The following is a 24,879-nucleotide window of genomic DNA, read 5'->3' on the forward strand; positions in this document are numbered from 1 at the left end:
GCGTGGGCTCAGTGGCCCGCCGGCACGCTCCTGCTTCCGAGCGGGAGCCTCGCGCGGCGCTGCTGCTGCCCCTGGCTGGACAGCACGGCCATGATGACCGTGGCCAGATGGGGCAATGACAGCACCAGGAGCTGGAGTTCCCAGAACCACAGGCCCCGGCTGGTCAGCCCGTGGACCGCGTAGACGCCGGCCGCCGCCCCCAGCAGCAGGACGAGCAGCGCCAGCTCCTCCTGCGCCTCGGAGAGGGCCATCCACAGCCCATGGCGGTCCGCGTTCTTCGGCGTGCGGATGAACGGCAGGGTGCTCGTGAAGAACCCATACACCACCGCCTTGGCGATGGTGTGCGAGAGCGCCATCCCGGCCAGCGCCGCGGCCAGCGCGTCCCGGAAGTCGACGCCGACCGCGCGCCGGTAGAGGAAGAAGGTCTTGCCGACCTTGAACAGGAACAGCGCCAGCGGCGGAATCGTGAAGATGAGCATGGGCGGCGCCACCCGGTGCGGCACCACCACCATCACCACCGACCAGACGAGCGCGCCGAGCGTGTAGAAGAGGTTCAGCCCGTCCGCGAGCCACGGCAGCCAGCCGGCGAGGAAGTGATAGCGCTGGCCCGCCGTCAGCTCGCTCCTGCCGCCCCACAGCAGCATGGCGGCGTGCCGCTTGATGATCTGCACGGCGCCATACGCCCAGCGGAAGCGCTGCTTCTTGTAGTCGACCAGCGTGTCGGGCATCAGTCCCTTGCCGTAGCTCTGATGCGCATAGGCGGCCGAGTAGCCCTTCTCGAACACGCGCAGGCCCAGCTCCGCGTCCTCGCAGATGCACCACTCGGCCCAGCCCAGCTCCTCCAGCACCGAGCGGCGCGTCATCGTCATCGTGCCGTGCTGGATGATGGCGTCGCGGTCATTCCGGGTGACCATCCCGATGTGGAAGAAGCCCCGGTACTCGCTGTAGCACAGCCGCTTGAAGGCGCTCTCGTCGTGGTCCCGGTAGTCCTGGGGTGACTGCACCACGGCGATTCGCGGGTCGGCGAAGTGGGGCACCATGTGCTTGAGCCAGTCGCGCTCGACGCGGTAGTCCGAGTCGATGACGGCGATGACCTCGGCGTCCGGGGCCGTGTGCCGAATCAGGTGGTTCAACGCGCCGCCCTTGAACCCGGCCAGCGGGGCGACATGGAAGAACCGGAAGCGCCTGCCGAGCCGCGCGCAGTGCGCCTCGATGGGCCTCCACACCGCCGGGTCCTTTGTGTTGTTGTCGATGACCAGGATCTCGTAGTCGGGGTAGTCCATGGCGGCGAGCGCGTCGAGCGTCTGGCGGACCATCTCCGGCGGCTCGTTGTAGCAGGGCACGTGCACCGACACCTTCGGCCGGTAGGCCCGGTCCGCCCTCACGGGGATGAACTCCCTGCGGCGCTTGGGGACCCAGACGGTCTCCGCCAGCTCGTGGGCCTCGGTGAGCAGGACGAGGAGGACGCCGAACGTGCTCAGGAGCAGCAGCAGGCTGACGGCTTGGCCGACCCCGTGGAGGTAGCGCTGGCTGTAGTCATGGCCCATCCAGACCAGCGCCGTGCTGAAGCAGTAGGCCGTGACGGTCAGGAAGGTGCGGCCGCGTTGTCGCAGGGCCGAGCCGTCGATGAGCAGCAGCACCAGGGTGACGAGCGCGAGGATGGCCGAGGCGAGCGCCAGGGAGCGCCACTTCGGGACGGCCACCACGGGGCCCACGAAGTTGAACTTCTGCTGACGGAAGGCATCGAACACGCCCCAGTAGGGGCCGGCGGCTCCTTCGATGCTGTCCTTCCAGGGTTGGTCGTAGGCCTCGATGACGAAGTAGTCGTAGCCGTGTCGATTGAGCAGGTCGACCATGGTGCGCAGGAAGACGGCCTGGTCGACGCCGGAGGGGACCGCGCTGCCGCGCACGCCGCCGTTGCTCGGCCAGCCGACCTCCCCCAGCAGCAGGGGCTTGTCCGGGAACATCTCCCGCAGCAGGCTCACGCGCTCGAGCACGTAGCCCGGAGCGGCCTGCATCGACACGTCCTCCCAGTAGGGCAGGACGTGGCTCGAGATGAGGTCGACATGCTCGGCCAGCTGCGGAATCCCCCGCCAGACATGCCACTGCTCGCTGGTCGTCACGGGGACGGTGACGGCCGCGCGCACCCGGTCGAGGTAGGCGACGAGCTCGTCGAAGGTGACGTCCAGGCGATAGATGGATTCGTTGCCCACCACCACGCGCACGATGTTCGGGTGGGCGCGGGTCAGCGAGATGGCCTTCTCAAGCTCCCGCTCGTTGCGCTCCAAATCGTCGGAGATCCAGACGCCCAGCGTCACCCGCAGGCCGAGCTCCTCGGCCAGCCTCGGGACCTCCGCCTGGGAGCCCTGGACGGTGTAGATGCGGATGTGGTCGGTCCACTGGCTCAGCTGCACCAGGTCCGCGCGCAGCTCGGCCTCGGTGGGGTACCGGCCCTTCCTCGGGTTCTCGCCGAGCCGGTAGGGCGAGTACGTGAAGCCGGAGATGCGCTCCGGCCAGTCCGGCGCGGATACGGGGCGGTTGTTCAACGCCCAGAATCCTGTGAACAGCGCGGCGACGGCCACGAAGATGAGCACGTGGATGCCGAAGCCGCGCCATGACCTGGGGCGGGTCCCACTGAGCCATTCCGAGAGCCTCAAAGCGTCTCCTCTCTCCGTGAGTCCCCTGGCGCCCGCGGCGGAGCGGTGAGGCTCCTGTCGCATGGCCAGACAGGTGGGATTCGAGTCCTGGAGGACTCATTGAGAGAGTTTGTGTCCTGCCTGCAACTCCAACCAGTTGACCTTGGTGCAATCCGTCCCGGTCCTCCTGGGGCGATGCGGGGGAGGTGGCGGGCCAGGTGTCTCGGCCGCCGGATGTCTGTTTCATGAAACACGGGCGGGGACCGGCCCGCAGCCCGGTTACGCCGAGCGGGCCAGGGCCAGGGCCACCGCGTCGGGGCCTGCGGGGAAACGGAGCGCCCCTGAAGTGTCGTTCACGGCGCGCCAGCCGGCCTCCGCCACGTCGGACTCGCGCGTCACAACGGTCGGCTGCCCGAGCCGGCGTTGTTGACGAGCACGTCGATGGGGCCGGCCGTCTCCAGCGCCGCGGCGATGCTCCCGGGCTTCGTCACGTCGAGCGGCACCACCCGCAGCCGCTCCGAGGCCGGGAGGAGGTCCTACCGCGGTGTCCGCATGGTGGCGACGACGTTCCAGCCCAGGCCGAGGAAGTGGCGCGCGGTCTCGAGCCCGTAGCCGGAGGAGCACCCCGTGATGAGCACCGTCTTCATGAGCGAGCCTCCTGATGGCATCCACCCGTGACTTCGTACATTGCCGTCATGTCGACTCCCTGCCGCGGTTCGCGGCGTCGATGAACCCAAGGTACGCGCGGCCTCCCGGACGCTCCACCACACGGCGTCCGGATTTCTTTTGCTAGAGTCCAGTCCATGAGCGCCCCGCTGTCGGAAGTCATCGCGCTGCTCCAGCCCAGGGCCGTCTTCTCGAAGGGCATCAGCGGCGCCGGCGCCTGGGGCGTCCGCTAATCGGACTTCGGCCAGCCGAGCTTCCGCGCCGTGCTGGAAGGAAGCTGTCGGCTCGCCGTGGACGGACAGGCGCCCATCGCGCTTCAGGAGGGCGACTTCGTCCTGCTGCCGGCGACGCCGGGCTTCACCATCTCCGGGTTCGAGCCGGTGATGGCCGAGCGTGTGGACCCCAAGGTCGCCGTGTCTCCCGGGGCGAGGTGCGCCATGGCAGACGGGGAGGGCGCCCGGACGTGCGTCTGCTCGGTGGTTGCTTCGTCTTCGATTCACCGGACGGGGCCCTGATGGTGTCACTGCTCCCGGCCGTGGTGCACGTGCGCGGCGTGGAGCGGCTCTCCATGCTGGTGCGGCTCGTCGGGGATGAGACAGGCGAGCAGCGCTCGGGGCGAGAGCTCGTGCTGACGCGGCTGGTGGAGCTGCTGCTCATCGAAGCGCTGCGCGCGACGTCGGGCGACGACATGCCTCCGGGGTTGCTCCGCGGACTGGCGGACGCGCGGCTCGCGCCCGCGATACGGCAGATGCACCGTCACCTGTCACGCCCTTGGACCGTGGCGCAGCTCGCGAAGAGCGCGGCGCTCTCCCGCTCGGCGTTCTTCGACCGCTTCTCGCACACCGTGGGGCTGGCGCCCATGGAGTACCTGCTCGGTTGGCGGATGGCCGTCGCGCGGGGGCTGCTGTGTGGCCGGGAGCTGAGCATCCACGAGGTGGCCGAGCGCGTGGGCTACAGCTCGGCGAGCACCTTCACCACGGCCTTCAGTCGCCATGTGGGCCAGTCTCCGGGGCGCTACGCGCGCGCGAGCTGACGTGGGGGCGTCCGCTCTCGGACCGCGATACCGATACATTGTGAAGTCGAGGAAGCTGGCTGCGTGGCGTCGTGACGCCGTGAGCGCCAGTCGACACGTGGACACCCGGCTCACGCGATTTCGTCGCGGCGGGCGTGGGGAGAGGGATAGGGCGATGGCGGCCTGCTCGCGAGAAGGCTCGAGCAGCCGCATGTTTCAGTCGCCCAGCCTTCACGAAGAGTTGCCCCGTGTCTCCAACCCCCAAGTCCTTGAAGTCTCTCGTTTTCGCAATCGCCGCGAGCAGTGTCCTGTCGTGGGGCTGTGGCGAGCAGCCCGCACCCACGCAGGAGATTGTCGACAACCTGATTCAGGCGGGCTTCCCCGCCAATGACATCCAGGTCGTCGGTGAGACGGTCTTTGTCGGCAGGGACGCGGAGGTCACCCTGGAGGCCTCGCGCGAGCTGTCGACGGCCTCCGACTCCTCCGAGGAGCAGTACCGCACGACGAACCTCGTCGGCGCGGCCGTGACGAGGATTTGCGTCAACGGCCCCGCCTTCACCGGGGTGTTCAGCACGGCGCTGGACCTGGCCATCCAGAACTACAACGAGCGCTCCCCACGCTTCACGATGGCGCGCGCGCCGAGCACCGGCTGCAGCTTCACCATCCAGGCCAACCTCGACCCGAACATGAACGGAGGCGTCGCGGGGTTCCCGGCCAATGGCCTGCCATTCGGTTCCATCACCATCGGTGGACGGCTCAGCCAGTACGGTGTCGACGTCATCGAGCACGTCATCACGCACGAGCTCGGGCACACCCTCGGCTTCCGCCACACGGACTTCTACAACCGGACCATCAGCTGCGGGACGGGAGGCAACGAGGGCGATGGCGGAGTCGGCGCCATCCACATCCCGGGCACGCCGACCACCGCGTCGGTGGGGGGCTCCATCATGAACTCGTGCTTCCGCTCGGCGGAGACGGGCGAGTTCACGGGCAGCGACGTCACGGCGCTGCTCGCGCTGTATCCGCAGGCCGCGGGCACGCGGCTGTCCTTCCGCACCGCCACGGGGAACTTCCTGGTCGCGGAGAATGGGGGCGGCACGTTCGTGGGCGCCGACCGGACGGCCATCGGTGACTGGGAGCGCTTCGGCTACGTCGACCTGAACGGCGGCGAGCTGCTCAACAACGACCTCATCAACCTGCGCGCGGCCAACGGCCAGTTCGTGGTGGCGGAGAACGGTGGTGGCGGCGTGGTCAACGCGAACCGCGCGGCGGCGCAGGGGTGGGAGACCTTCCGCTTCATCAACCTGGAGGGCAGGAGCCGCTTCCAGGCCGGGGACCGCGTGGCCCTCCAGGCCTCCAATGGCCAGTACGTGGTGGCGGAGAACGGCGGTGGCGGTAATGCCTCGGGCGCGGTCAACGCCAACCGCTCCGCCATCGGCGCGTGGGAGACGTTCGTCCTCTTCATCCAGTGACGACCGAGGGCTCCCGCGCGGCCCCGCGGGAGGCCTCACTCCTTCTCGACGTACAGCTCGCTGCTCATGCCGATGGCTCCGGGCTGGAGGGACCAGCCCGAGTGCTCGGGCATGAGGAAGAGCGTGCGTTTGCCCTCGGGCGTGCGCGCCGCGCCAATCAGGAGGTCGCGGCGTGGGCGCTGCGCCCCGGCGAGTGTGAGCACGTCGTGCTTCACGCTCCAGGTCCCCGTGTCCGACTCGGTGCCGAAGGTCATCGCCCCCGCGGGCCCCGAGCCCCCCACGTCCTTGAACTGGAAGGAGTGGTCGGGTTTGAGGACGTAGTCCGAGCGGGACGTCACCGCTCGCATCGTGGTGCCGCCGGCGAAGGTATTGACCCATCGGCGCCGAACTCGCGCGTCATCCCTGGGCCGTCCGCCGGTACTCGCCAGGGGGCACGCCCATGTGTCGGCGGAACGCGCGGTTGAAGGCGAACTCCGATTCATAGCCGACCCGGCTGGCGATGGCCGCGAGCCCCTCCTGGCCCTGTCGCAGCTGGCGCGACGCCTCCTGCATCCGCAGCTGGGTGAGGTACTCCAGGGGCGCCATTCCCACCGCGTGGGTGAAGCGACGCGCCAGCGTGGCCCGTGACGTGCCGGCGCGCTTCGCGAGCTCGTCCACCGTCCAGCTCCGTCCAGGTTCCGCGTGCATCCAGCCCAGCGTGCTCGCGAGCGTCCTGTCCCCGAGCGCACCCAGCCAGCCCGCGCCGCCGGGAGGCTGTGTCTCGGCCCAGGCGCGCAGCACCTGGACCAGCAGGATGTCGAGCAGCCGGGACACCACGAGCGACGAGCCGCGCTCGCCCCGCGAGGCCTCGCTGTCGAGCAGGGCCACGGTGGGCAGCAGCGCCCGTGCCTCCTCGGACGCGCCCCGCAGATGCACCCGCTCGGGGAGCAGGCGGAGCACGGGGTGCGCGCCCGGGTCGTCGAACGCGAAGGAGCCGCAGAGCAGGCGGGACTCCACGCCGGAGCCTCCCAGCACATAGGCGGAGGCGTCCTCGCTCCGGGTCTCAAGCCAGGTCTCCAGCGCCATCTTCGGACTGCGCGGCGAGTCCGCGAGCGCGTGTCCGTCTCCGCGCGGCAGCAGCACGACATCTCCGGGGCCCAGGGGGAGCGTCTCGCCTCCCTGGACGAGGACGGAGGTGCCCGCGACGACCAGGTGCAGGGTGGCCGTCCGCGTGGGCGCCATGCGCAGCCCCCAGGGGGCCCGCGCGACGGTGCGGCAGTAGAGTCGTCCCCTCAGCCGCGTGTGTTCCAGGATCTGCCCGAGCAGGTCGGAGCCAGGGGTGGGGTCCATGCCTCCAGTATAGCCGTGGGCTGCCCGAGGCGCTCAGGTGATGAGCGTTCCAGACAAAGAATCGAGACGGCCGGAGATGGCGACCTCGAGCCCCGGGCGGCAGATTTTCCGCATGAACACACGGCTCGAAGCACGAGGAGATGCCATGGATACGACGTCAGCGCCTTTGTCCTGGAGGCTCGGTTCCCCCACGGCCCTGTTCACGCTGCTCCTGGGGGGCTTCATGCTCTACCTCAGCGTGGGCGGCCTGCTGAACCCGGTGGAAGCCGCTCGTGGCTTCGGGTTGCCCCTGACGGGCACGGAGGCGATTGCGTGGATGCGCGTCAAGGCCGGGCGGGACTTCGGCATCGCGCTGGCGCTCTTCGGCCTGGTGGCCGCGCGTCAGCGCAAGGCGGCGGGCATCTTCGTGGTCGCCTCCATCGTGATGCCCGTCACGGATGCCTTGACGGTGATGGGGCAGGGCGTGTCGTTCGCCTACGCGTTCGCCGTCCACGGCTCCGCCGCCATCTACGGCATCTGCCTGGGCTGGGCGCTGCTGCGCCCCGGGAAGGCTCGCGGTTGAGCGGGCCTCCCCGGGACGTGGGCCTTCAGCCTCCCGTCACCGGGCAGGTCGCGGGCTCGACATAGAAGCCCTCCCACGAGCCGCCGTCGGTGGGGTTGCAGATGCCACCGTTGCCGCCGTTGCCGCTCTGGATGGGCGCGGCGAGCGTGTTCTCCTTCCAGTTGCGCGCGGTGCCCGTCGAGGACTCGAAGCCGTAGCGATTGCGGCCGCCGAAGGTGCCGCACGCGTGGCGGGTGAACGCCTCCGCGGTGCCGAGCGTGGCGTTCACGGTGAGCTGGTCCGCCACCACCGCCACGTAGGCGCCGCTCGCCCCCTTGAGCTTGTACTTCGTGCCGCTGGTGACGAGCTCGAAGACCTCGCCCCCGGCCTGCGTCGTGCTGATGGCGGCCACCTTGCCCGCCCCATCCACGGTGAGCCACTTGTCGCTGCGCTCGCTCTGGATGCGCACGCAGCCCGCGCTGCCGCTCTCGAGGGTGCACGTCGCGCTGCAGCCATCACCCGACTGGGTGTTGCCGTCGTCGCACTGCTCGCCGCTCTCGAGGACGCCGTTGCCGCACACCGGGCTCGTGGTGCCACCCGAGCAGGCCACCGGCTCCAGATAGAACCCCTCCCACGTGCCGCCATCCGCCGGGTTGCAGGCGCCGCCGTTGCCACCGTCGCCGCTCTGGATGGGCCCATCCGGCGTCGTCTCCTTCCAGTGGGGCGCCGTCCCCACCGAGGCCTGGAAGCCGACGCGCGTGCGCCCGCCATAGCCACAGGGGTGCTGCGTGAACGACTCCCCGCTGGTGAAGTTGCCGGTCATCGACAGCTGGTTGTCCACCACCGTCATGAACGTGTCACCCGTCCCCTTGAGCTTGAACCGTGAGCCCACCGGGACCAGCTGGAAGATCTGCCCGCCCGTCTGCGCCGTGCTGCTGGCCACGACCTTCCCAGCGCCATCCACCGCGAGCCACTTGTCGCTGCGCTCGCTCTGGATGCGGTAGCAGCTGCCGCTCGCGGTCTCCGTGAACGTGGCCGTGAAGCTGACCTCGCTGGCCGGCGTGGTGAAGGCGTGGGACTGCGCGCCGCCGTCCGACCACGACGAGAACGCCCAGAGCTTCCCGTTCGCGAACTGCGGGGACTCGACGCCCACCGAGCGGAGCACGCCGACCACGCCCGTCGTGGCGTGGGGTGAGGGGACGGGCCGGCCGTCCATCAACACCTGCAGCCCGCCAGGCACGCTGCTCACCGTGATGGGGACGGTGACGGGGTGCACGTCGCGATACGTCGTGTGGGTGAGGCCAATCGAATCCCGCACCGTGAGCCACACCCGGTACCAGACGTTCGCCGAGCTCTCGCCGATGTTCGGGATGGGCCAGTCGCCGCTCGCGATGCCGGTGGTGTCGGGCATGGCGGGATGCGTGTGGGTGTCGTGGTGGAACACGATGCTCCACGTCATGGCGCTCGGCGGCAGCGCGCCATCCTCCTCGTCGCTGGCCGAGCCGGAGAACACCAGGTTCGTGGCGGCGGTGTAGGTCGTCCCCACGGCCGGTGTGAGAATCGTGGCCACCGGCGGCTTGTTGGACGTCACCGTCAGCACGGCCTCCGTGCTGGTGGCCGTCCCAATCCCGTTGGTGATGACCACGCGGAAGCGCGCGTTGTTGTCGGTGAGCTGCGCGGCGCTCAGCGTAAAGGTCGCCGACGTGGCGCCGGAGATGGCCACGCCGTTGCGCTGCCACTGGTAGGTGAGGGGCTGCTCGCCGCTCGCCGACACCGTGAAGCTCGCCGGGGTGCCCACGGAGACCAGGAGGTCCGCCGGCTGCTGCGCGATGGTCGGCGGCAGCGCGGCCGTGTACGCGATGCGGCCCACCTGCCCCGTGCCCCGCGCCAGATAGTAGAGCGCGCCGTCGGGACCCACATCGAGGTCCACCGGGCCCGAGACGCCCGTCGCGAACAGGGAGACGGCGCCGGTGGTCGGGTTGATGCGCGAAATCCAGTCGTTGGTGTAGTCCGCGAAGAAGTACTGCCCCAGGTATGCACCGGGGAACGCGGAGACGCGCGGGTTGTAGAAGGCTCCCCCGGCGATGCAGTTGCCGGCGGCCGTGCCGGGGCCATGCGGGTACGCGTAGAACGGCTGCGTGAGCCCCGGGCGGTTCGTGAAGTAGCCCTCCGTCATCGGCCAGCCGTAGTTGGCCCCGGCCTGGCCGCGGTTGATCTCCTCCCAGCCGCCTTCACCCACGTCGTTGATGAACAAAAGCCCCGTACCGGGCTGGAAGTCGAAGGTGAACGGATTGCGCAGCCCCATGGCCCAGGTCGCCTTCGCGAGCCCGGTGGCCGTCGCGTGGAATGGGTTGTCCGTGGGGATGGTGCCGTCCGAGTTGAAGCGCAGCATCTTCCCTAGCGGCGTGTTCAGGCTCTGCGAGTTGGAGGAGACCGCGTTCTCGCCCACGGAGACGTAGAGCTTGTCGTCAGGCCCGAAGCGCACCGCGCCGCCGTTGTGGTTGGCGGCGTCGAGCGTCGGGAGGTCGGCGAGCACCAGCTCGCTGCCGGGCACCACCACGTTGCCGTTGGCGGTGAAGCGGCTGACCCGGTTGTGGATGGTGCCGTCCACCGACGTGTAATAGACATACAGATAGTTGTTGCTCTCGAAGTTGGGGTCGAACGCGACGCCCATCAGGCCCCGCTCGTTGCCGGTGTCCACGGCGAGCGTCATGAACGGCGTCGCCAGCAGCTGGCCGTTCTGGACCACGCGCAGCGCTCCGCTCTTCTCCGAGATGAACAGGCGCCCGTCGGGCGCGAAGGTCATCGTGGTCGGACCCCTCAGGCCGGTGACGAAGACCGAGTCGGCGAAGTTGGCATCCTGGATGACGGCGCCCGCCCTCGAGCCCGCGAGCTCCGAGGGCTCCGTCGGCGGCGTCGAACAACCCGTGATGAGCAGAAGCGCCACGCTCACGAGCGTGAGCGGCCTGGGCCACCCTGGGCCTGTGCACTTGCTTGCCTGTGTTTGCATTGTTGTCTCTCCCGGTCGAACAGGTTCACGCCGCTGGGGGCTGCGTGGAGGGGGAATGATGCTTTCTCGTTTTACATTGAAAGCATGTTCGCAAGCGCGATGACGTGACATGCACGTGAGCGGTGCGTGGGCCCGCACACCTCGGCCTACCGCGCTGTCGCGTGCTGTTGGAGCCTTGAACCTGCGGCGGAAGCCGTGAGCGTCGGGTGCCAACGAGCGCTGGAGGAGGGGCGGCGCGGTTCTTCTCAGTTTTTTGGAAGTTCACGCATTTCGGTTCTATGTCTCCTGGTCAACACGCTGCCCGATGTCACGCAGGTCGGCCCAGAGGGAGCCAAGAGGATGCGCATCCTGAGCAAGCTTTCCGTTGCGGTGGTGTCTGTCTTGTGGCTCGGCGGCTGTGGAGACCCCGGCCTGGAGCTGGGCGGGGATGACGTCGTCGGCCAGCTGGAGCAGGACTTCGGTGGGCCTGGTGGCCTGATGGCCTTCTTCGACAGCCACACCGAGGAGCAGATACGTGGGGCGCTGGCGCCGTACGGCGTCGGCTACGTGCGCCACGGGGACGTCACCGGGGCGGCCATCCGGGACTGTCCGAAGTACTTCCCGTCGAGTGACCGGAACCTCTGGCACGACTTCGATGGCGAGTATTACTTCCTGGACACCGCGGGCCGTCCGAGCCGGGCGTACAAGAACCTGCCGGCCATCGTCGCGGCGCCGCGCATCGACGCCTGTCAGACGAGCGTGGGGCAGTGGGGCGATGCGGAGAACCCCAGCAATGACTACGACGGGGGGCACCTCATCGGCTCGCAGCTGGGGGGCTGGGGTGGCCGGGCGAACCTGGTGCCGCAGGATGCCAACTTCAATCGCGGCAACTGGCTGCAGCTCGAGAACAAGATGGCCAAGTGCGGGAGCCTGCCGAGCGGCCGGCTGCGCTACACCATCGGCGCGAGCTATCCGAACACCACGGCGCTGATTCCCAACACCCTGACGATGGAGATCAGGAACCAGACGTCGGGCGCGAGCGTGGCGCTGTCCTTCTCCAACACGGATGGAGGGGGCTCGGGCGGCACGGCCTCGCGGACCCGGGGCGTGGACTGGCTGACCGGCCAGGGCTGCAACTGAGACAGGTCCGACAGCGCGCGCCCCGGCTCAGTCCGCGCCGTAGTTCCTGCGGAACGCATCCGCGAGCCACTGGGCGACGAGCGCCCGGTGGGGCGCGAGCTCCAGCTCCAGGGACTTCTCGCGCGCCTGCTCGTGCACCCGCGCCATCACTCCGTCGCAGTCCCGCTCCTCCACCAGTCGGCCTCCCTCGAAGAGGAGCTCCTGGGCGCGCTTGCGCCCCCAGGCGGGGTGGAGCCCTTCGTGGAAGGGCGCGCGTCGGTTGAAGCCGTCCACCAGCAACAGGCCCCCGGTGAAGGCCACGGGGGCGCGCAGGCGCGTGTAGACGACCCGCTCGTGCGTCTCGCTGGAATAGGTGGCGAGCTGCCCGGACAGCGCCGGGCCGTGGCCCTCCCGGACGGCCTGTTCCTCCTGGGCGGACAAGCCGATGCGCAGCTCCTCCAGCAGCAGCCGCTTGTCCGCGACGCGGTAGCGGCAGAGGAAGCCCCGCTGACAGGCCGTCGACATGGCCCAGGGCCTCAGCCCGTGGGCGGAGGGCTCGAACAGGTCCGTGCCCTGGATGCCCGCGAGCTCGAAGACGTGCTTGCGGTACTCGACGGTGTCGTGGAGCTGCGCGGTCATGGCGGTACCTTCGCTGACGGAGTCGGGCCGCAGCGTACCCCACCCGTCCGTCGCGGCCGCCGATGTCTGGGATATCGGCGCGCCTCGCCTCCGGCCCCCGGGCTCACCCCGGGGGCCAGCAAGGCTCACAGCTCGTTGAAGATCATCAGCCCGCGCGAGGACTCGGCGGTGTAGACGTAGCCGTCGCCCGGCAGGCGCACGCCGAAGAGTCCCTCGAAGATGCTGTCGGCCCGGCGCGGGTCCGCCTCCCGGAAGACATGGTGGTGCGCCACCTCGCGCATCTGGGTGGGATTGGAGACGTCCACCACGCGCAGGCCCTCGTGGTACCAGGCGATGTACAGCAGGTTGCCGCGCAGGATGAGGTTGTGCATGGAGGTCACCCGCCGCAGCTTGTAGGTGCCGATCTTCGCGATGTTCGCGGGGTCGCTGACGTCGAGCGCGCGCACGTGGGAGGCGTTGAACTCGCCGCCCTCGAAGGCGATGGTCTTCCCGCCGAAGGTGCCCACCGCGTTGTGGTGCGAGAAGCCGTCCGGACGGGTGAAGCGGCCCAGCTCGCGGATGTCCTCCAGGTTGGAGAGGTCGTGGATGGCGTAGCCGTCGAAGGAGTCGCTCAGGTAGAGCCGCCCCTCGTAGACGAACGCGTCATGGGGGCCTCCCGGGATGACGGCGCGCAGCACCGGGTCGAAGGGGTCGGTCAGCTCGTAGATGAAGGTCCCGGAGATGGGGTCCATGGCGTAGAGGAAGTTGCCCTCGACCAGCACCGTGTGCGCGCCTCCTGAGCCACCGGTGGCCACGCTGCGCACGAAGAGCGGCTCGGCGGGCCGGGAGATGTCGTAGACGATGAAGCCCGAGGCGCTGCTCGCGATGTAGAGCGCGTCGCCCTTGGCCCACACGCTGTTCCAGAAGTTGTCCCCGGGCAGGCTGATGGCGGCGGTCTGCACGGGGCTTCGCGGGTTGCTCACGTCGAACACGGCGAGTCCTCCCTGCTCCTGCCGGAAGGAGGTGGAGACGACGTAGGCGTGGCCCTTGGCGACGTGGACGTCCACGGCGTGGCCCGTGGGGACCGCGCGCTCGGACAACAGCTCGAGCCCGCCCGAGGACTCGGGCTCGGCGTCCTGCAGCGCCACGCGGTGGGCCTCGAAGGTGCCGCCGAAGGAGAACCTGCCGCGGGAGCAATACGCGAAGCAGCCGGTGAGGATGTTGGGCGCCTTCGTCTCGCAGCCCGTCAGGTTGATGACGGTCTGGGTCCGGGCCTGCTGGCCCTGCAGGACGAAGCGGTCTCCCTCCATGTCGAGCTTGAGCAGGGGGTTGTCATACAGGGTGCTCGTCCCGCCATCGTCCTTCAGGTGGAAGCCGGTCCCGGCCGGGACGATGCGGGTGCCGCCGTCCGCCAGCAGTCGCTCACCCCGCAGCTCGGCCTGGTAGATGCCCGCCTGGGGGAGCGCGCCCAGCGTCGTCAGGTCACATGGCGACAAGTCGAAGAGGTCGGCGCGGTCCAACTCGTTGCAGATGGTGGCGGGGACGGTCCTCGGGTCGTACTTGCAGGTGGCCAGCAGGCCCTTGTCTTCGATGTCGCCCGTCTCCTCGAGCGGGACGTAGGTGCCATCCCAGACATAGGGGCCCGCGTCGCCGCCCGCGTCCGGCCCCGCGTCGGGGTCCTCGGAGGGACCCGCGTCGTGTCCCGAGTCGGAGCCCGAATCGAGGCCCGCGTCCTGGCCCGCGTCGGGCGGGGAGGGTGTGTCCTCGTCGCAACCCGCCAGCGATGCGAGACACAACGTCGAGAGAAGGAGCCCTAGGGTGCGATAGGTGCGTGTCACGGAAGGACCTCGGGATGGGGAGAACCGAGGAGTGTGCCCGTCCACGGGGTGGCTCAGGGCGCCGTTGTCCCAGGGCTCGGGAGTGTTTGCGCCACGAAGGGGACTCTGGCCGCAGGGCGCGCCAAGCCCGGGTTCGAGGCCACCCTGGCCGGCGACTTGCACAGCGGGCATTTCCCGCGCGGACCCGCGAAGGTGCGTATCGGCTACGGGTTCAGCCGGCCCGTGATTCTCGCGAGTCCTTGGATGAGGCGGCGCCCGAAGTGGAGTGAATCAAGGCGTGTCGCACGTCCCGTGTCGACACGATGTGTCTGGGATTGGTGGTCTGATACACCCCGGCCAAGGTCGTGAACATCCTTTGATGACTCGAGGCGCGCTCCTTGGGATGCGCTCCGGCGGGGCCTTGAGGCAGGATGCCGGCGTGGTCGTCCTGTCCGAGGTCTCCCGATGAAGCGTCTTCCCGTGGGTCTCCTGCTGTTCCCCGTCCTGGCCGTGCTGCTCACCGGGAGGGCCTGGGCGGAGGGGGTGGAGGTGCGCTCGCTCACGGTCATCCCCAAGCCGGGGGCGGAGAGTGTCTTCCCGGTGGGGGACCTCCAGATGGCGTTCGTCACGCACGAGAAGCCGGAGGTGGCCGCCAACATCAACGACGCTTTGTTCATCGGTCGGTTCAAGGCGTTGACGCCCACGAAGGTGGAGGCGCGGCTGCCGGCCGACGGGCTGGACCTGTCGGGGCTCTCCGAGCAGGGCTTCACTGTGACGCGGAACGATGGGCGCCTGCTCACGATACACTTCGACATCGAGGGCTGCGGGGCCTACTGCGAGACGTACAGCGTGGCCTATGGCTTCGATGTGCGGACGGGGCGTCAGTTGACTCCGCGGGAGTTGTTCACCCCCGCTGGCGTGCGCGCGCTGGTCCTGCGCATGAACAAGGAGAAGCTGCGGCTCTACCGGGAGCAGATTGCGAAGCATGAGCGGGAGCTGAAGGCGTCGAACAAGAAGGCGCCCGCGAGCGGCACGGTGGAGGACCTGGAGGAGCGCCTCGCGTTCAATCGCGAGTGCCTGGAGGGCGTCGAGGCGAACGCGGAGGAGGAGCGCACCCGGAGCACGTTCCATGAGCGCTGGGAGTTCACCGGGACGGAAGCGCGGATGACCGCGGAGCGTTGCAGCAACCACGCCTCACGTGCGCTCGACGACGTCGACAGCGTCACCCTGGCGCTGCCGTATGCCTCGCTGCGTCCCCATCTGACGGCCTACGGCAAGAGGGCGCTGTTGGGAGAGGGGCAGGGGGTGTCCGGCGACGTCTTCGGCCAGGTGCTGCGGGGGCGGATCGGCAAGCTGCCCATCGTCATGATGTTGGAGCGGCACAGGGACGACTCGGTCTCCGGCGTGTACTTCTACGAGAAGCACCGCAAGCCCATCGAGCTGGACGGCCGGGTGGAGGGCGGGAAGCTGGAGCTGCAGGAGCGGGATGCGGAGGGCAACCCGGCGGCGAGCCTGCGGTTGGAGGTGGGGAAGAACCTGCTGCGAGGTGAGTGGGCGGGCAAGCAGCCGCTGCGGATGGAGCTGCGTGCGCCCCCTGCTCAGGAGTGAAATGCAATGGAGCGGGGTGCGGTCCGTAACCGGGGGCGATGGATTCTCGCGCGGCGCCGCTCCACGTCGAACCCTGGGTCTCCACGATGACACGCAAGGCACGCTGGTTCCTCTTCGGCTTCCTCTGCGTGGCGGTGGGGCTGTACCCCGTCAGCTACTTCCTCGCGGGTTCGAGCTTCGGGATTCGCGGCTCGAAGGACGAGGCGTTGCTGATGGACGTCGTGTGGAACGCGGCCTTCTACATCCACATCGGGATGGGCGGGCTCGCGCTGGCGGTCGGCTGGACGCAGTTCGTCGCGAGGCTGCGGCTCAGGTCTCCGAGGACACACCGGGTCCTCGGGAAGGTCTACGTCGGGGCCGTCTTCCTGAGCGGGCTCGCGGGCGTGTACATCGGCTTCTTCGCCACGGGAGGCATTGTCGCCGCGGCGGGCTTCGTCAGCCTGGGCGTCATCTGGCTGGCGACGACGGCCGTTGCCTGGTGGCTCATCAGGAACCGGCGGGTCGAGGAGCACCGGCTCATGATGACCTACAGCTTCGCGGCCTGCTTCGCGGCGGTCACGCTGAGGTTGTGGATGCCCGTGCTGGTCCACGCGCTGGGCGATTTCGTCACGGCCTACCGAATCGTCGCGTGGCTCTGCTGGGTCCCCAACCTCGGCGTGGCCTACCTCATGTCACGCAGGCAGCCCGCGACGCGCGAACTCGTGGCTTCGTGACGCGTGGCTCGACCCGGGCGTGCTACTCCCGCAGCACGGTCAGCCCCTGGTCGGTCAGCGCATAGAGCATGGCCGGTGCCACGGTGGGGTCGTAGACGAGCTGGAGCACCTGTCGCCCGTTCACGGTCTCCACGCGCGTGAGCGTCGCCCCATCCTCCTCGATTCGCCACAGGCCCTGGTCCTGCGTGCCCACGTAGACGATGCCCCCATCCGTGGCCGCGAGCGCCGTCACGTTGGAGGAGGGCAGGGTGGTGATGCGCGTGTAGTTCGCGCTGGAGCGGTCCGTCTGCTCCATGCGCCACAGGCCGAAGTCGCGGCTGCCCACCCAGGTCGTCCCCGCCTTCGTGCGAGCGATGGCGCGCCAGTGGTCGAAGGCCTCCAGGCTGTTGAGCTGCGCGTTGTGCCCCTTGTAGCTCCAGGGCACCGGCCCCTCCCAGGTGAGCTCCCGGTCGAAGTCCGCGAGCACGCCGTTCGGCTGCAGGATGCCCACCAGCCAGTCGTTGGCCACCAGCACCTCTCCGCCAGGTCCGATGCCGAGCCCCCAGTTGAACCCCGCCTGGAGCGACTGGGACACGCTGCCGTCCGCGCGAGGCGTCTCGAGATACCAGGCCGCGTGGCGGTGGCTGTTGTACGTGAGGTCTCGAATCAACGTCACGCCGTGGTTGGTGCCGATGTAGACATCACCCCGGTCCCTGCCGCGCATCACCCGCTGGCAGGCGAGCACCGAGCGGTCCTCGTCGTAGTGGAAGTCGTTGGTGTTGCGGATGCCGAGCTGCTGCTGGCCACCCGACACACCCGCGCTGCGCCACAGGTGCTCCTCCAGCACCACCGTGCCGTCGGACTCCACGCGCACCGCGTCCAGGTCGCCCTTCTGGTACTCCGCGAAGCGCGCCTCGGTGTAGTGCGGCTCCCCAGGAGCGGGGATGTAGGCGTGGGGCTTGTCCGGTATCTCCGGCTGTAATTCGTACGTGTGGTAGCCCACGTAGGCACGCCCCGCCTCACCCCCGCAGATGACGGTGGAGCCGAGCGCCTTTTTATCCCGCCCGAAGCCTCCCTCCGCCTGTCCCACTCCGCGCGTCCATGTGGGCGCCGTGTCGCCGGGACGCAGCACGCCAATCTCGTCGCCCTTCAGCAGCCAGATGTTGTGGCCCTCGTCGACGCCGATGCTCCGCACCCCCGCGCCGATGCCGAACGCCGTCGCGTAGTCCTTCACCGCGTCCATCGGCCAGGGACCGGGGCCGTCGGGTGAGTCGAGGTCCGCTGATTCACCGCATGCGCCGAGGAACACCGCCATGCCCACTGCCGTTGCCCATCGCCATCCGCCGTGCATCCATCCTCCCGGACTTTCGCCGCCGTCGCCGGATACGCAGCAATGCGCATGCCCGAGGGGGATGGGAAAACTTCTTCCCAGGGTGGCGACTCCAGGTGCGTGCGCGGGCGGATGGCCCGCTGGCGCGAGCCACCCCCGAGGGGACGCGACATCCCATCGCGACCCCATGCTTCCGCTGGGTAATCAATGCGCGATGGCGGGTGAGACCGTGACCATGGCGGAGGTGGTCAGATCTCGTGCCACTCCATGCGCCAGAGCCCGCCTCGCGAGGCGCACACGTTGAGGGAGAAGGCGGTGCACTCGCCACACGCGAGATACCGGCGGTGCCGCGAGCCATCACAGCAATAGGCAGCGCAGATGGGCTTCCAACTGCACGCCTCGCCACCCTGGTAGGGGCAGGTCGCCTGAGCGTTCTCGTAAAGCGCGCTCTCCAGGTCCGGGTCCTCCTGGGAGAGCTCCTCCTGGGACATCTCCTCTTGGGAGACCCACTCGGAGGAGTCCACGTCCTCGGGGAGGGGGCCTCCACATGCGGCCATCAACACCAGTCCTGCCCACAGGGCAAGACGACGCAGTCCCATGACAGACATGGCTCTTCCTTTCAGGTGAGGGTGTGCTGCTTGCGCCCGCCACTGATGCAGGCATATCAAGAAAAGCATGGATTCAATGGGCTGGCAAGGGTGGGTGTGAGAGTGGTTGCCTGAGGCAATCAATCTGGGTGGCGTGCCGAGGCTGGGGTTGGTTGGTGTAAGTGGTTGCCGCAGGCAACCGTTTGGGCCGGGGCGGGGCAGGGGGCGTGGGCGCCTTGGGGGAAGGAAGCGTCGGTTCGGCGGGCTGTCACGGGCGAATGGGGTCGCGCGTCTCTTGGGGCGAACCCATCAGGAGACCATCCGATGCAGACACCTCGAAACGACACGTCACACCCGCGTCCCCGTTTGGACATCGCCCGGCTTGCCCCCGCGCCCTACCGCGCCTTCCTCGCCGTGGATGCGGCGCTCCGCGAGGGCCCGTTGGCTCCGAGCATCCGTGAGTTGGTGAAGATTCGCGCCTCACAGCACAACGGCTGCGTCCTGTGCGTGGACATGCATGTGCGTGAAGCGCGCCACCTGGGGGAATCCGACGAGCGCCTCCACCAGGTCGTCGTCTGGCGCGAGTCCTTGCTCTTCACCGACGCGGAGCGGGCCGCGCTCGCCTACACCGAGGCTGCGACCCGATTGGGTCCCGAGGGCGTACCGGACGCGGTGTGGGACGCGGCGCGGGCGGCGTTCGATGAAGCCTCACTCGCGGCGCTGGTCGCACAGGTGGCGCTCATCAACGCGCTCAACCGCATCGCCGTGCCCTTGCGCACACCACCCGGGGCCGTGACTCACGCGAGGTGAATGGCGTCGCGCTCCAGCCGCTGGAGCTTGTCGGGGTTGAGCACCCGGTAGATGGCGCGGATGTACTCGCCATCCACGTCGAGCATCGTGGCGTGGAAGAGCAGCCCGTCGCGGAAGGTGAGCGCGGCGGGCTGCCCGTTGAGCGACACGATGCGGTGCTCCATCGTGCCGCTCAGCTTCTGCCGCAGCCCGAGCAACATCCGGATGATGCGGTCGGCGCCGTCGATGCGCTTGCGCGCCGCGTACGCCTTGCCGCCTCCATCACTGGTGAACGTCACGCCTGGAGCGAGCATCGAGACCAGCGCCGCTTGGTCTCCCGTGCCGAGCGCGGAGAGGAAGCGCTGCAGGAGCTGCTCCTTCACCCCGGGTGGGGACGGGAAGCGCGGACGGCCCTCCCGCACCCGCTCGCGTGCCCGGTGGACCAGCTGCCGCACCGCCGGCTCGTTGCGCCCCAGCACCCGCGCCAGCGTCTCATACTCCTCGCCGAAGACCTCGCGCAGCAGGAAGGCCACGCGCTCCTCGGGTTTCAGCGACTCGAGCAACACCAGCAGCGCGACCGACAGGTCCGAGGCGCGCTCCGCGGTCTGTTCCGGAGTGGTCACCTCGGTCAGCACGGGTTCTGGAAGCCAGGGGCCGTCGTAGGCGGCGCGCTCGGTGGCGGCGCGGCGCAGCCGGTCGATCGCGAGCCGGCTCACCACCGTGACCAACCATGCCTCCGCGCTCTGGATGTCCCGCGAGCCCTCCTGGTGCCAGCGCAGGAAGGCGTCCTGCACCACGTCCTCCGCGGGGGCCAGCTCACCGAGCATCCGGTAGGCGAGCCCCAGCAGCCGCGGGCGGTGGCGCTGCAGGTCTTCGACGGTCGGCGGGGGAGGGGGCGTGGTCATGGTCATCCTGGAGCGTAGGACGTACGAGTCTCCTACCCCGTGACAGGCCGCGCCGCACCGTGTGGGGGCCCGCCTCGCGCAGGAGCCGCGAGGCGGGCCGAGGTGGGCCGCTACTCCTGGGGAGAGTAGTACTTCACCGGGCCGGCGAGCCACACGGTGGTGCCCTCCGTGCGCTCCAGCAGCTCCTCCGCCAGCTTGTTCCAGTCCTCGTAGGGGCCCACGGCCTCCAGGCTGGCGGGCATGAAGCCGAGGAACTTCTGGGGACCCACGGCGAGGACGGTGGCGGTCGGCACGCGATACGGCCCCTCGTCGGGGATGCCGAACAGGCCCCACGCCTTCCAGGTGCGGCTCAGCGCGTCGTAGCGCAGGGGCGCGCAGCTCGTCTCGGCGATGGTCTTGGCGTCCTCCTCGCTCTCCCCCGAGCAGACCTGGAGGCTGTCACCGAGCTTCACGCTCTCGAGCGGACAGGAGACCTGGAGGGAGTGCTTGCAGTGGCCGATGGGGCGGGGCGCGCCGTGCTCGTTCCAGTAGGCCTGGACGAAGGCCGCCGAGCCGTGCGGGTCTTCCCACGAGATGGACTCGCCCATGCCATCGAGGAACACCCAGGGGACGCGCGTGGCTTCCGCGACCGCGTCGGCCAGCTGCTCCTTCTTCGTGCCGAAGAGGGGCTCCGTGCGGAAGGGGATGAACGCCACGAAGCCCTCCGCCCCCAGGGCCGCCACGGTGCCCGCGCCGTCAATCGAGATGCCGCCCCTCGTCGAGCTCCCCGGGCGTCCCAGGACGCCGCCGTTGACGCCGCCGCCGGCGCCCGGAGTATCCTTGGCAGCCTTCGCGCAGAGACTGATGCAGGAGTTCAAGGCGTCCCGATTGGCCCACTCCTGGCTCTCGTTGGAGCAGCCCTTCGCGGTGTCGAAGTTGGCGACGGTAGGGGGTGGGCAGTGACAGGGGAAGTGGACCGCCGTGTACTTGCAGCTCCGCTCCACCCACTCCGGTGGGCCGATGTGGCCTTGATATCCGACGCCGATGAGACCGCCGGGCGTGCGCGCCTGGGCGGGAGTGCTCCAGGTGACGACGCTCAGGGTCGCGAGGAACCCGAGCAATGAAAGCCTCGACGTGCAACGAATCAGGCCCGACTGCGAGGGGGACATGTGTGACCTCCGTCAATGAGTTGCACATGCAGCCTGACTGTCCCAGGTCGTATTCACAATGGGTGTTGATTGACTTCTCGGTGAGTAGCGTCGCGTGTCACAGGCTGAGTAGCGTTCCGTGTCACAACGGCTGCGGCGGGGGCGTCGGCTCGATGACCGGCCGCTGGAATACTCCCCCGTTCGGCACCGCCGTGGAGCGGTCGAAGATGGCCTACCTGGACGGCGCGGCCATCGGGTGGGCGGACGAAACGCAGTCCGCGGCGTTCCCGGTGGTTGACGGTGTCGCGAAGCTCACGCGGATCAACTTCACGTCGAATGGCACCCTCGCCATCGGAGACCAGACCGAGGACCCGAACGTGGATGGCGCGATGCGCATCAAGTCGGTCGACCTGCTCTGTCCCCCAGGTCCCTGAGGCGCCGCCTCTCCGCCACGCGGAATGGCCCCATCCATGACAACGTGAGCAGGCCTCTTGGGTCTCATGGCCTTGATGCTGTTGTTCGTGGGTGGGGGCGAACCTGTGACACCTGGTGGTGGCGATGCGGCGGCCATCGCCTTTCGCCCGGAGCCGCCCATGACGACTCCAGATGCGCCTCACGCAGGTTGATGAAGGCGCGGTCGATGGGCTTTCGCGGAGTGCGCGCGCGACATTTCCGCGGCCTGCGTTCTCCAGTGGTGACAGGGCCCACGAGGCTCCGCTCGGGCCGAATCCATTTCCAAAAATCCGTGGGTGCCCTGGGCGATTCAGTTCAACGTGTCGTGAAACAAAGACAGGGTTGGCGGATGCGAGACGGTGCGAACAGGTGGGCCGGCCGGCTGTCGGTGGCCTGGCTTGGATTGATTCTGGCGGTGGCGTGTGGGCAGGCCCCTGCCGAGGCAGGAGCCCAGGAGCCTTTGAACGTCGCGCGGCAGGGCTTGCAGGTCCATGCCCGTCTCTCAGCCGGGGACAACCACACCTTGGCGGTGCATGCGAGCGGCGGTGTCTGGGCCTGGGGTGACAACTCCAATGGCCAGTTGGGAGACGGCACCACGGTGGACCGCCACACGCCGGTGCGCGTGCCGGGGCTGAGCGGCGTGGTGTCGGTGTCGGCGGGCTACGCGCACTCGTTGGCGGTGCTCTCGGATGGCACCGTCTGGGCGTGGGGCAGCGGCTACGACGGCCAGCTGGGGAATGGGTCCATGAACGACAGCCGCAGCCCGGTGAAGGTGTCGGGGTTGACGGGCGTGGTGTCGGTGTCGGCGAGCCGCCTGCACTCGCTGGCGCTGCGCTCCGATGAGACGGTGTGGGCCTGGGGCAGTGGTGATGGCGGCCGACTGGGAGATGGCTTCACCGTCCGGCGCGTCACGCCGGTGCAGGTGGTGGGGCTGAACGGCGGGTAGTCCGGCCCCTGCGTTTCACGTGGATGGCGGCGGGCCCTCCTGGAAGAGGGCCTGCCGCGATTGTTTCCGGGCAGGTGGGCGCGAGGCGCCGGGTGTCAGCGGATGCCGCGCTCGCGCAGGAGGGCCTCGCTGGTGGCGTCCCGGCCGCGGAACGCGCGGTAGCTCTCGAACGGGTCCACGGTGTTGCCCACGGAGAACACGTGCTGCCGCAGCCGCGCCGCCACCTTGGGGTCGTGCAGCCGCCGCGCCTGTCTGAAGGCCGCGAACGCGTCGGCGGCCAGCACGTCCGCCCAGAGGTACATGTAGTAGCCGGCGGCGTACGAGTCGCCCTCGAAGACATGCGTGAAGTGCGGCATCCGGAAGCGCATGCCGACCTCCGCCGGGGCCCCGAGCTGCCGGAGCGTGTCGCGCTCGAACGCGTCCGGGTCCAGGGGCTGTTCCTTCGCCAGGTGCAGCTTCATCTCCACCAGCGCGGAGGTGAGGAAGTCCACCAGGTAGAATCCCTGATTGAACGTGGCGGCCTTCTGGATTTTCGCCAGCAGGGCCGGCGGCATCGGCTTGCCTGTCTCGTGGTGTACCGCGAAGCGTCCCAGCACCTCGGGCGTCGCCACCCAGCGCTCCAGCAATTTGCCCGAAAACTCCCCGTAGTCGCGCACCACGCGGCCGCCGCTCAGCGAGGGATGGGACACGTTGGAGTTCAGCACGTGCAGCGCGTGGCCGAACTCGTGGAAGAGCGTCTGGGCGTCGCGCCAGCCGACCAGGGCCGCCTCGCCAGGCCCTGGCTTCACGAAGGGCAGGTTGTTCGTCACGATGGGGGTGACTTCTCCCCGGAACCGCTCCTGGACACGGTACGGGTCCGTCTGTCCGCCGTTGTACTTGCCCTGGCGTGCATAGGGGTCGAAGTACAGGAGCCCCACGTGACGCCCGCTGGCGCGCTCCTTCACCTCGAAGACTCGCACGTCGGGGTGGTAGACGGGCACGTGGGCCGCGGGCGCGAAGGTGTAGCCGAACAGCTCGCCGGCCACCCAGAACATGCCCTCCCGCAGCTTCTCCAACTGGAGGTAGGGCTTCACCTCGGTGTCGTCGAAGTCGTACTTCGCCTTGCGCACCTTCTCCGCGAAGTAGCGGTAGTCCCACGGAGCCAGGTCCTCCGTCACGCCGGAGCGCCGCGCCAGCGCTCGCATCGCGGTGACGTCCGCGCGCACCTGCGCGACGGATGGAGCCCACGTGTCCATCAGCAGCTTCATGGCGCGCTCGGGTGTGGCCACCATGGTCCCCTGGAGCTGCCGGTGCGCGTAGGTCGGGAAGCCCAGCAGCCGGGCCTGCTCGGCGCGCAGGGTGAGGATTTCGCGGACGATGGCGTTGTTGTCGTGCGCGTCGCCGTGGTCACCCCGGCTGTCGTAGTTGCGCCACACCTTCTCCCTCAGCGCCCTGTCGTCCAGGTACGTGAGGAAGTCCGCCACGGCCGAGCGGGTATTGGACACCACCCACCGGCCCTTCAGGCCGCGTGCCGCGGCTTCGGTGGCCCCGGCCTTGCGCAGGGACTCCGGCAGTCCCGCGAGGAGCGCCTCGTCGTCGATGACCACCGCGTTCGCCTCGTCGGCGAGCACGTTTTGACGGAAGGAGGTGTAGAGGGCGGCGAAGCGCTGGTTGAGTTCGGCGATGCGCTTGCGGCCTGGAGCCTCGAGCTTCGCGCCGGAGCGGGCGAAGTCCCGGTAGTAGTATTGGACGAGGCGCCGCTGCTCGGGCGTCAGCCGCGCCATCTCGGGCGAGTCGTGGACGGCCTGGACGCGCCGGAAGAGGGCGAGGTCTTGCGACTGCTCGTCCCAGAAGGCCGCCAGTCTGGGCGCCAGGGTGCGCTCGACCTGCTGGAAGTCGGGCGTGTTCATCACCTTGGACCAGGCGCTGTAGACCTCGTAGACGCGGGTGAACGTCCGCCCCGCGTCCTCCAGCGCGGCGATGGTGTTCTCGAAGGTCGGCGCCTCCTTCGTGCGGAGGATGGCGGCGAGCTCGCGCCGGTTCTCCTCCATCGCGACCTCGAACGCCGGCTCGAACTGCTCGACCTTCACCCGGTCGAAGGGGGGCACTCCGCCATGGGGGCCCGTCCAGGGCTCCAGCAACGGGTTGGCGGGAGTCGCGGCGGAGGCCAGGCCCGCCACGAGGAAGACGAGCACACCGATTCTGTTCTTGGGCATGAAGACAGAATATGAGTGCGGATTGTCGTCCCTCCATCGAATGGAATT

The 24,879-nt window shown here is 69.0% G+C and carries 22 protein-coding genes; 10 read left to right on the plus strand and 12 right to left on the minus strand.

Translation table 11 applies throughout. The annotated features are described in order from the left end of the window. Window positions 1-8: 8 nt before the first annotated feature. Both K8625_RS05035 and K8625_RS05040 read right to left on the minus strand, forming a co-directional pair. The gene (locus K8625_RS05035; protein WP_223781976.1) at window positions 9-2,657 is read right to left on the minus strand and encodes a glycosyltransferase; all 2,649 of its coding nucleotides are present in this window, start codon (window positions 2,655-2,657) and stop codon (window positions 9-11) included. Between the two features lie 515 nt (window positions 2,658-3,172). Continuing rightward, on the minus strand, window positions 3,173-3,283 hold the full coding sequence (locus K8625_RS05040) for an SDR family NAD(P)-dependent oxidoreductase (RefSeq protein ID WP_223781977.1): 111 nt from the start codon (window positions 3,281-3,283) through the stop codon (window positions 3,173-3,175). A 282-nt stretch (window positions 3,284-3,565) separates the two neighbouring features. On the opposite strand from K8625_RS05040, the gene K8625_RS43640 reads away from it, so the two are divergent. From K8625_RS43640 to K8625_RS05050, 3 genes are all read left to right on the plus strand, one after another. Beyond that, the gene (locus tag K8625_RS43640; RefSeq protein ID WP_370641875.1) at window positions 3,566-3,817 is read left to right on the plus strand and encodes a cupin domain-containing protein; all 252 of its coding nucleotides are present in this window, start codon (window positions 3,566-3,568) and stop codon (window positions 3,815-3,817) included. Next, complete coding sequence (locus tag K8625_RS44380; protein ID WP_370641876.1) at window positions 3,766-4,335, plus strand: helix-turn-helix domain-containing protein; 570 nt, start codon at window positions 3,766-3,768, stop codon at window positions 4,333-4,335. Before K8625_RS43640 ends, K8625_RS44380 begins: the two co-directional genes overlap by 52 nt. A 248-nt stretch (window positions 4,336-4,583) precedes the next feature. Beyond that, the gene (locus K8625_RS05050) at window positions 4,584-5,786 is read left to right on the plus strand and encodes a M57 family metalloprotease (protein WP_223745428.1); all 1,203 of its coding nucleotides are present in this window, start codon (window positions 4,584-4,586) and stop codon (window positions 5,784-5,786) included. A 35-nt stretch (window positions 5,787-5,821) separates the two neighbouring features. Here the strand turns inward: K8625_RS05050 and K8625_RS05055 are convergent, their stop codons facing one another. Both K8625_RS05055 and K8625_RS05060 read right to left on the minus strand, forming a co-directional pair. Then, window positions 5,822-6,124, minus strand: coding sequence for a hypothetical protein (locus K8625_RS05055; protein ID WP_223781978.1), 303 nt, complete (start codon window positions 6,122-6,124; stop codon window positions 5,822-5,824). 58 nt (window positions 6,125-6,182) lie between these two features. After that, window positions 6,183-7,115, minus strand: coding sequence for an AraC family transcriptional regulator (locus tag K8625_RS05060; protein WP_223781979.1), 933 nt, complete (start codon window positions 7,113-7,115; stop codon window positions 6,183-6,185). Between the two features lie 145 nt (window positions 7,116-7,260). On the opposite strand from K8625_RS05060, the gene K8625_RS05065 reads away from it, so the two are divergent. Continuing rightward, window positions 7,261-7,677 (plus strand): DUF4267 domain-containing protein, encoded by a 417-nt coding sequence (locus tag K8625_RS05065; protein WP_223781980.1) that lies wholly within the window; start codon window positions 7,261-7,263, stop codon window positions 7,675-7,677. 25 nt (window positions 7,678-7,702) lie between these two features. On the opposite strand, the gene K8625_RS05070 is transcribed toward K8625_RS05065, so the two are convergent. After that, complete coding sequence (locus tag K8625_RS05070) at window positions 7,703-10,609, minus strand: PQQ-dependent sugar dehydrogenase (RefSeq protein ID WP_223781981.1); 2,907 nt, start codon at window positions 10,607-10,609, stop codon at window positions 7,703-7,705. Window positions 10,610-11,005: 396 nt separating this feature from the next. On the opposite strand from K8625_RS05070, the gene K8625_RS05075 reads away from it, so the two are divergent. Continuing rightward, window positions 11,006-11,785, plus strand: a complete 780-nt coding sequence (locus K8625_RS05075) for a DNA/RNA non-specific endonuclease (protein ID WP_223745433.1) — start codon at window positions 11,006-11,008, stop codon at window positions 11,783-11,785. Between the two features lie 27 nt (window positions 11,786-11,812). On the opposite strand, the gene K8625_RS05080 is transcribed toward K8625_RS05075, so the two are convergent. Both K8625_RS05080 and K8625_RS05085 read right to left on the minus strand, forming a co-directional pair. Continuing rightward, window positions 11,813-12,403 (minus strand): hypothetical protein, encoded by a 591-nt coding sequence (locus K8625_RS05080; RefSeq protein ID WP_223745434.1) that lies wholly within the window; start codon window positions 12,401-12,403, stop codon window positions 11,813-11,815. A 125-nt stretch (window positions 12,404-12,528) separates the two neighbouring features. Further along, entirely contained in the window at window positions 12,529-14,220 is a 1,692-nt protein-coding gene (locus tag K8625_RS05085; RefSeq protein WP_223745435.1) for a hypothetical protein, read from the minus strand. Window positions 14,221-14,664: 444 nt separating this feature from the next. On the opposite strand from K8625_RS05085, the gene K8625_RS05090 reads away from it, so the two are divergent. After that, window positions 14,665-15,807 (plus strand): hypothetical protein, encoded by a 1,143-nt coding sequence (locus tag K8625_RS05090; RefSeq protein WP_223781982.1) that lies wholly within the window; start codon window positions 14,665-14,667, stop codon window positions 15,805-15,807. A gap of 86 nt (window positions 15,808-15,893) precedes the next feature. Beyond that, on the plus strand, window positions 15,894-16,520 hold the full coding sequence (locus tag K8625_RS05095; RefSeq protein ID WP_223781983.1) for a DUF2306 domain-containing protein: 627 nt from the start codon (window positions 15,894-15,896) through the stop codon (window positions 16,518-16,520). Between the two features lie 22 nt (window positions 16,521-16,542). On the opposite strand, the gene K8625_RS05100 is transcribed toward K8625_RS05095, so the two are convergent. Together K8625_RS05100 and K8625_RS05105 are read right to left on the minus strand one after the other, a co-directional pair. Continuing rightward, window positions 16,543-17,814, minus strand: a complete 1,272-nt coding sequence (locus K8625_RS05100) for a hypothetical protein (RefSeq protein WP_223781984.1) — start codon at window positions 17,812-17,814, stop codon at window positions 16,543-16,545. Between the two features lie 263 nt (window positions 17,815-18,077). Then, window positions 18,078-18,437 carry a hypothetical protein gene (locus K8625_RS05105; RefSeq protein ID WP_223781985.1) on the minus strand — a complete coding sequence of 120 codons (360 nt, stop codon included), beginning with the start codon at window positions 18,435-18,437 and terminating at the stop codon, window positions 18,078-18,080. A 303-nt stretch (window positions 18,438-18,740) separates the two neighbouring features. On the opposite strand from K8625_RS05105, the gene K8625_RS05110 reads away from it, so the two are divergent. Continuing rightward, window positions 18,741-19,226 carry a carboxymuconolactone decarboxylase family protein gene (locus K8625_RS05110; protein WP_223781986.1) on the plus strand — a complete coding sequence of 162 codons (486 nt, stop codon included), beginning with the start codon at window positions 18,741-18,743 and terminating at the stop codon, window positions 19,224-19,226. On the opposite strand, the gene sigJ is transcribed toward K8625_RS05110, so the two are convergent. Further along, the gene (gene sigJ, locus K8625_RS05115; RefSeq protein ID WP_223781987.1) at window positions 19,214-20,110 is read right to left on the minus strand and encodes an RNA polymerase sigma factor SigJ; all 897 of its coding nucleotides are present in this window, start codon (window positions 20,108-20,110) and stop codon (window positions 19,214-19,216) included. The genes K8625_RS05110 and sigJ overlap by 13 nt on opposite strands. Before the next feature lie 110 nt (window positions 20,111-20,220). Further along, window positions 20,221-21,258 carry a hypothetical protein gene (locus K8625_RS05120; protein ID WP_223781988.1) on the minus strand — a complete coding sequence of 346 codons (1,038 nt, stop codon included), beginning with the start codon at window positions 21,256-21,258 and terminating at the stop codon, window positions 20,221-20,223. 206 nt (window positions 21,259-21,464) lie between these two features. On the opposite strand from K8625_RS05120, the gene K8625_RS05125 reads away from it, so the two are divergent. Beyond that, window positions 21,465-21,671 (plus strand): hypothetical protein, encoded by a 207-nt coding sequence (locus K8625_RS05125; protein WP_223781989.1) that lies wholly within the window; start codon window positions 21,465-21,467, stop codon window positions 21,669-21,671. Between the two features lie 368 nt (window positions 21,672-22,039). Next, window positions 22,040-22,636, plus strand: coding sequence for a hypothetical protein (locus tag K8625_RS05130; protein WP_223781990.1), 597 nt, complete (start codon window positions 22,040-22,042; stop codon window positions 22,634-22,636). Window positions 22,637-22,731: 95 nt separating this feature from the next. On the opposite strand, the gene K8625_RS05135 is transcribed toward K8625_RS05130, so the two are convergent. Continuing rightward, the gene (locus K8625_RS05135) at window positions 22,732-24,831 is read right to left on the minus strand and encodes a M3 family metallopeptidase (protein WP_223781991.1); all 2,100 of its coding nucleotides are present in this window, start codon (window positions 24,829-24,831) and stop codon (window positions 22,732-22,734) included. Window positions 24,832-24,879 lie beyond the last annotated feature (48 nt).

It is taken from the genome of Myxococcus sp. AS-1-15 (assembly GCF_020037055.1).
In the GTDB taxonomy this organism is placed as follows: domain Bacteria; phylum Myxococcota; class Myxococcia; order Myxococcales; family Myxococcaceae; genus Myxococcus; species Myxococcus fulvus.

Bases quoted from the DNA above. Each gene is read 5' to 3' on its own strand.
- K8625_RS05040 (WP_223781977.1), bottom strand. From the start codon at position 3,283: ATGAAGACGGTGCTCATCACGGGGTGCTCCTCCGGCTACGGGCTCGAG.
- K8625_RS05060 (WP_223781979.1), bottom strand. From the start codon at position 7,115: ATGGACCCCACCCCTGGCTCCGACCTGCTCGGGCAGATCCTGGAACAC.
- K8625_RS05065 (WP_223781980.1), top strand. From the start codon at position 7,261: ATGGATACGACGTCAGCGCCTTTGTCCTGGAGGCTCGGTTCCCCCACG.
- K8625_RS05075 (WP_223745433.1), top strand. From the start codon at position 11,006: ATGCGCATCCTGAGCAAGCTTTCCGTTGCGGTGGTGTCTGTCTTGTGG.
- K8625_RS05080 (WP_223745434.1), bottom strand. From the start codon at position 12,403: ATGACCGCGCAGCTCCACGACACCGTCGAGTACCGCAAGCACGTCTTC.
- K8625_RS05090 (WP_223781982.1), top strand. From the start codon at position 14,665: ATGAAGCGTCTTCCCGTGGGTCTCCTGCTGTTCCCCGTCCTGGCCGTG.
- K8625_RS05095 (WP_223781983.1), top strand. From the start codon at position 15,894: ATGACACGCAAGGCACGCTGGTTCCTCTTCGGCTTCCTCTGCGTGGCG.
- K8625_RS05100 (WP_223781984.1), bottom strand. From the start codon at position 17,814: ATGGCGGTGTTCCTCGGCGCATGCGGTGAATCAGCGGACCTCGACTCA.
- K8625_RS05105 (WP_223781985.1), bottom strand. From the start codon at position 18,437: ATGTCTGTCATGGGACTGCGTCGTCTTGCCCTGTGGGCAGGACTGGTG.
- K8625_RS05110 (WP_223781986.1), top strand. From the start codon at position 18,741: ATGCAGACACCTCGAAACGACACGTCACACCCGCGTCCCCGTTTGGAC.
- sigJ (WP_223781987.1), bottom strand. From the start codon at position 20,110: ATGACCACGCCCCCTCCCCCGCCGACCGTCGAAGACCTGCAGCGCCAC.
- K8625_RS05120 (WP_223781988.1), bottom strand. From the start codon at position 21,258: ATGTCCCCCTCGCAGTCGGGCCTGATTCGTTGCACGTCGAGGCTTTCA.
- K8625_RS05125 (WP_223781989.1), top strand. From the start codon at position 21,465: ATGGCCTACCTGGACGGCGCGGCCATCGGGTGGGCGGACGAAACGCAG.
- K8625_RS05130 (WP_223781990.1), top strand. From the start codon at position 22,040: ATGCGAGACGGTGCGAACAGGTGGGCCGGCCGGCTGTCGGTGGCCTGG.
- K8625_RS05135 (WP_223781991.1), bottom strand. From the start codon at position 24,831: ATGCCCAAGAACAGAATCGGTGTGCTCGTCTTCCTCGTGGCGGGCCTG.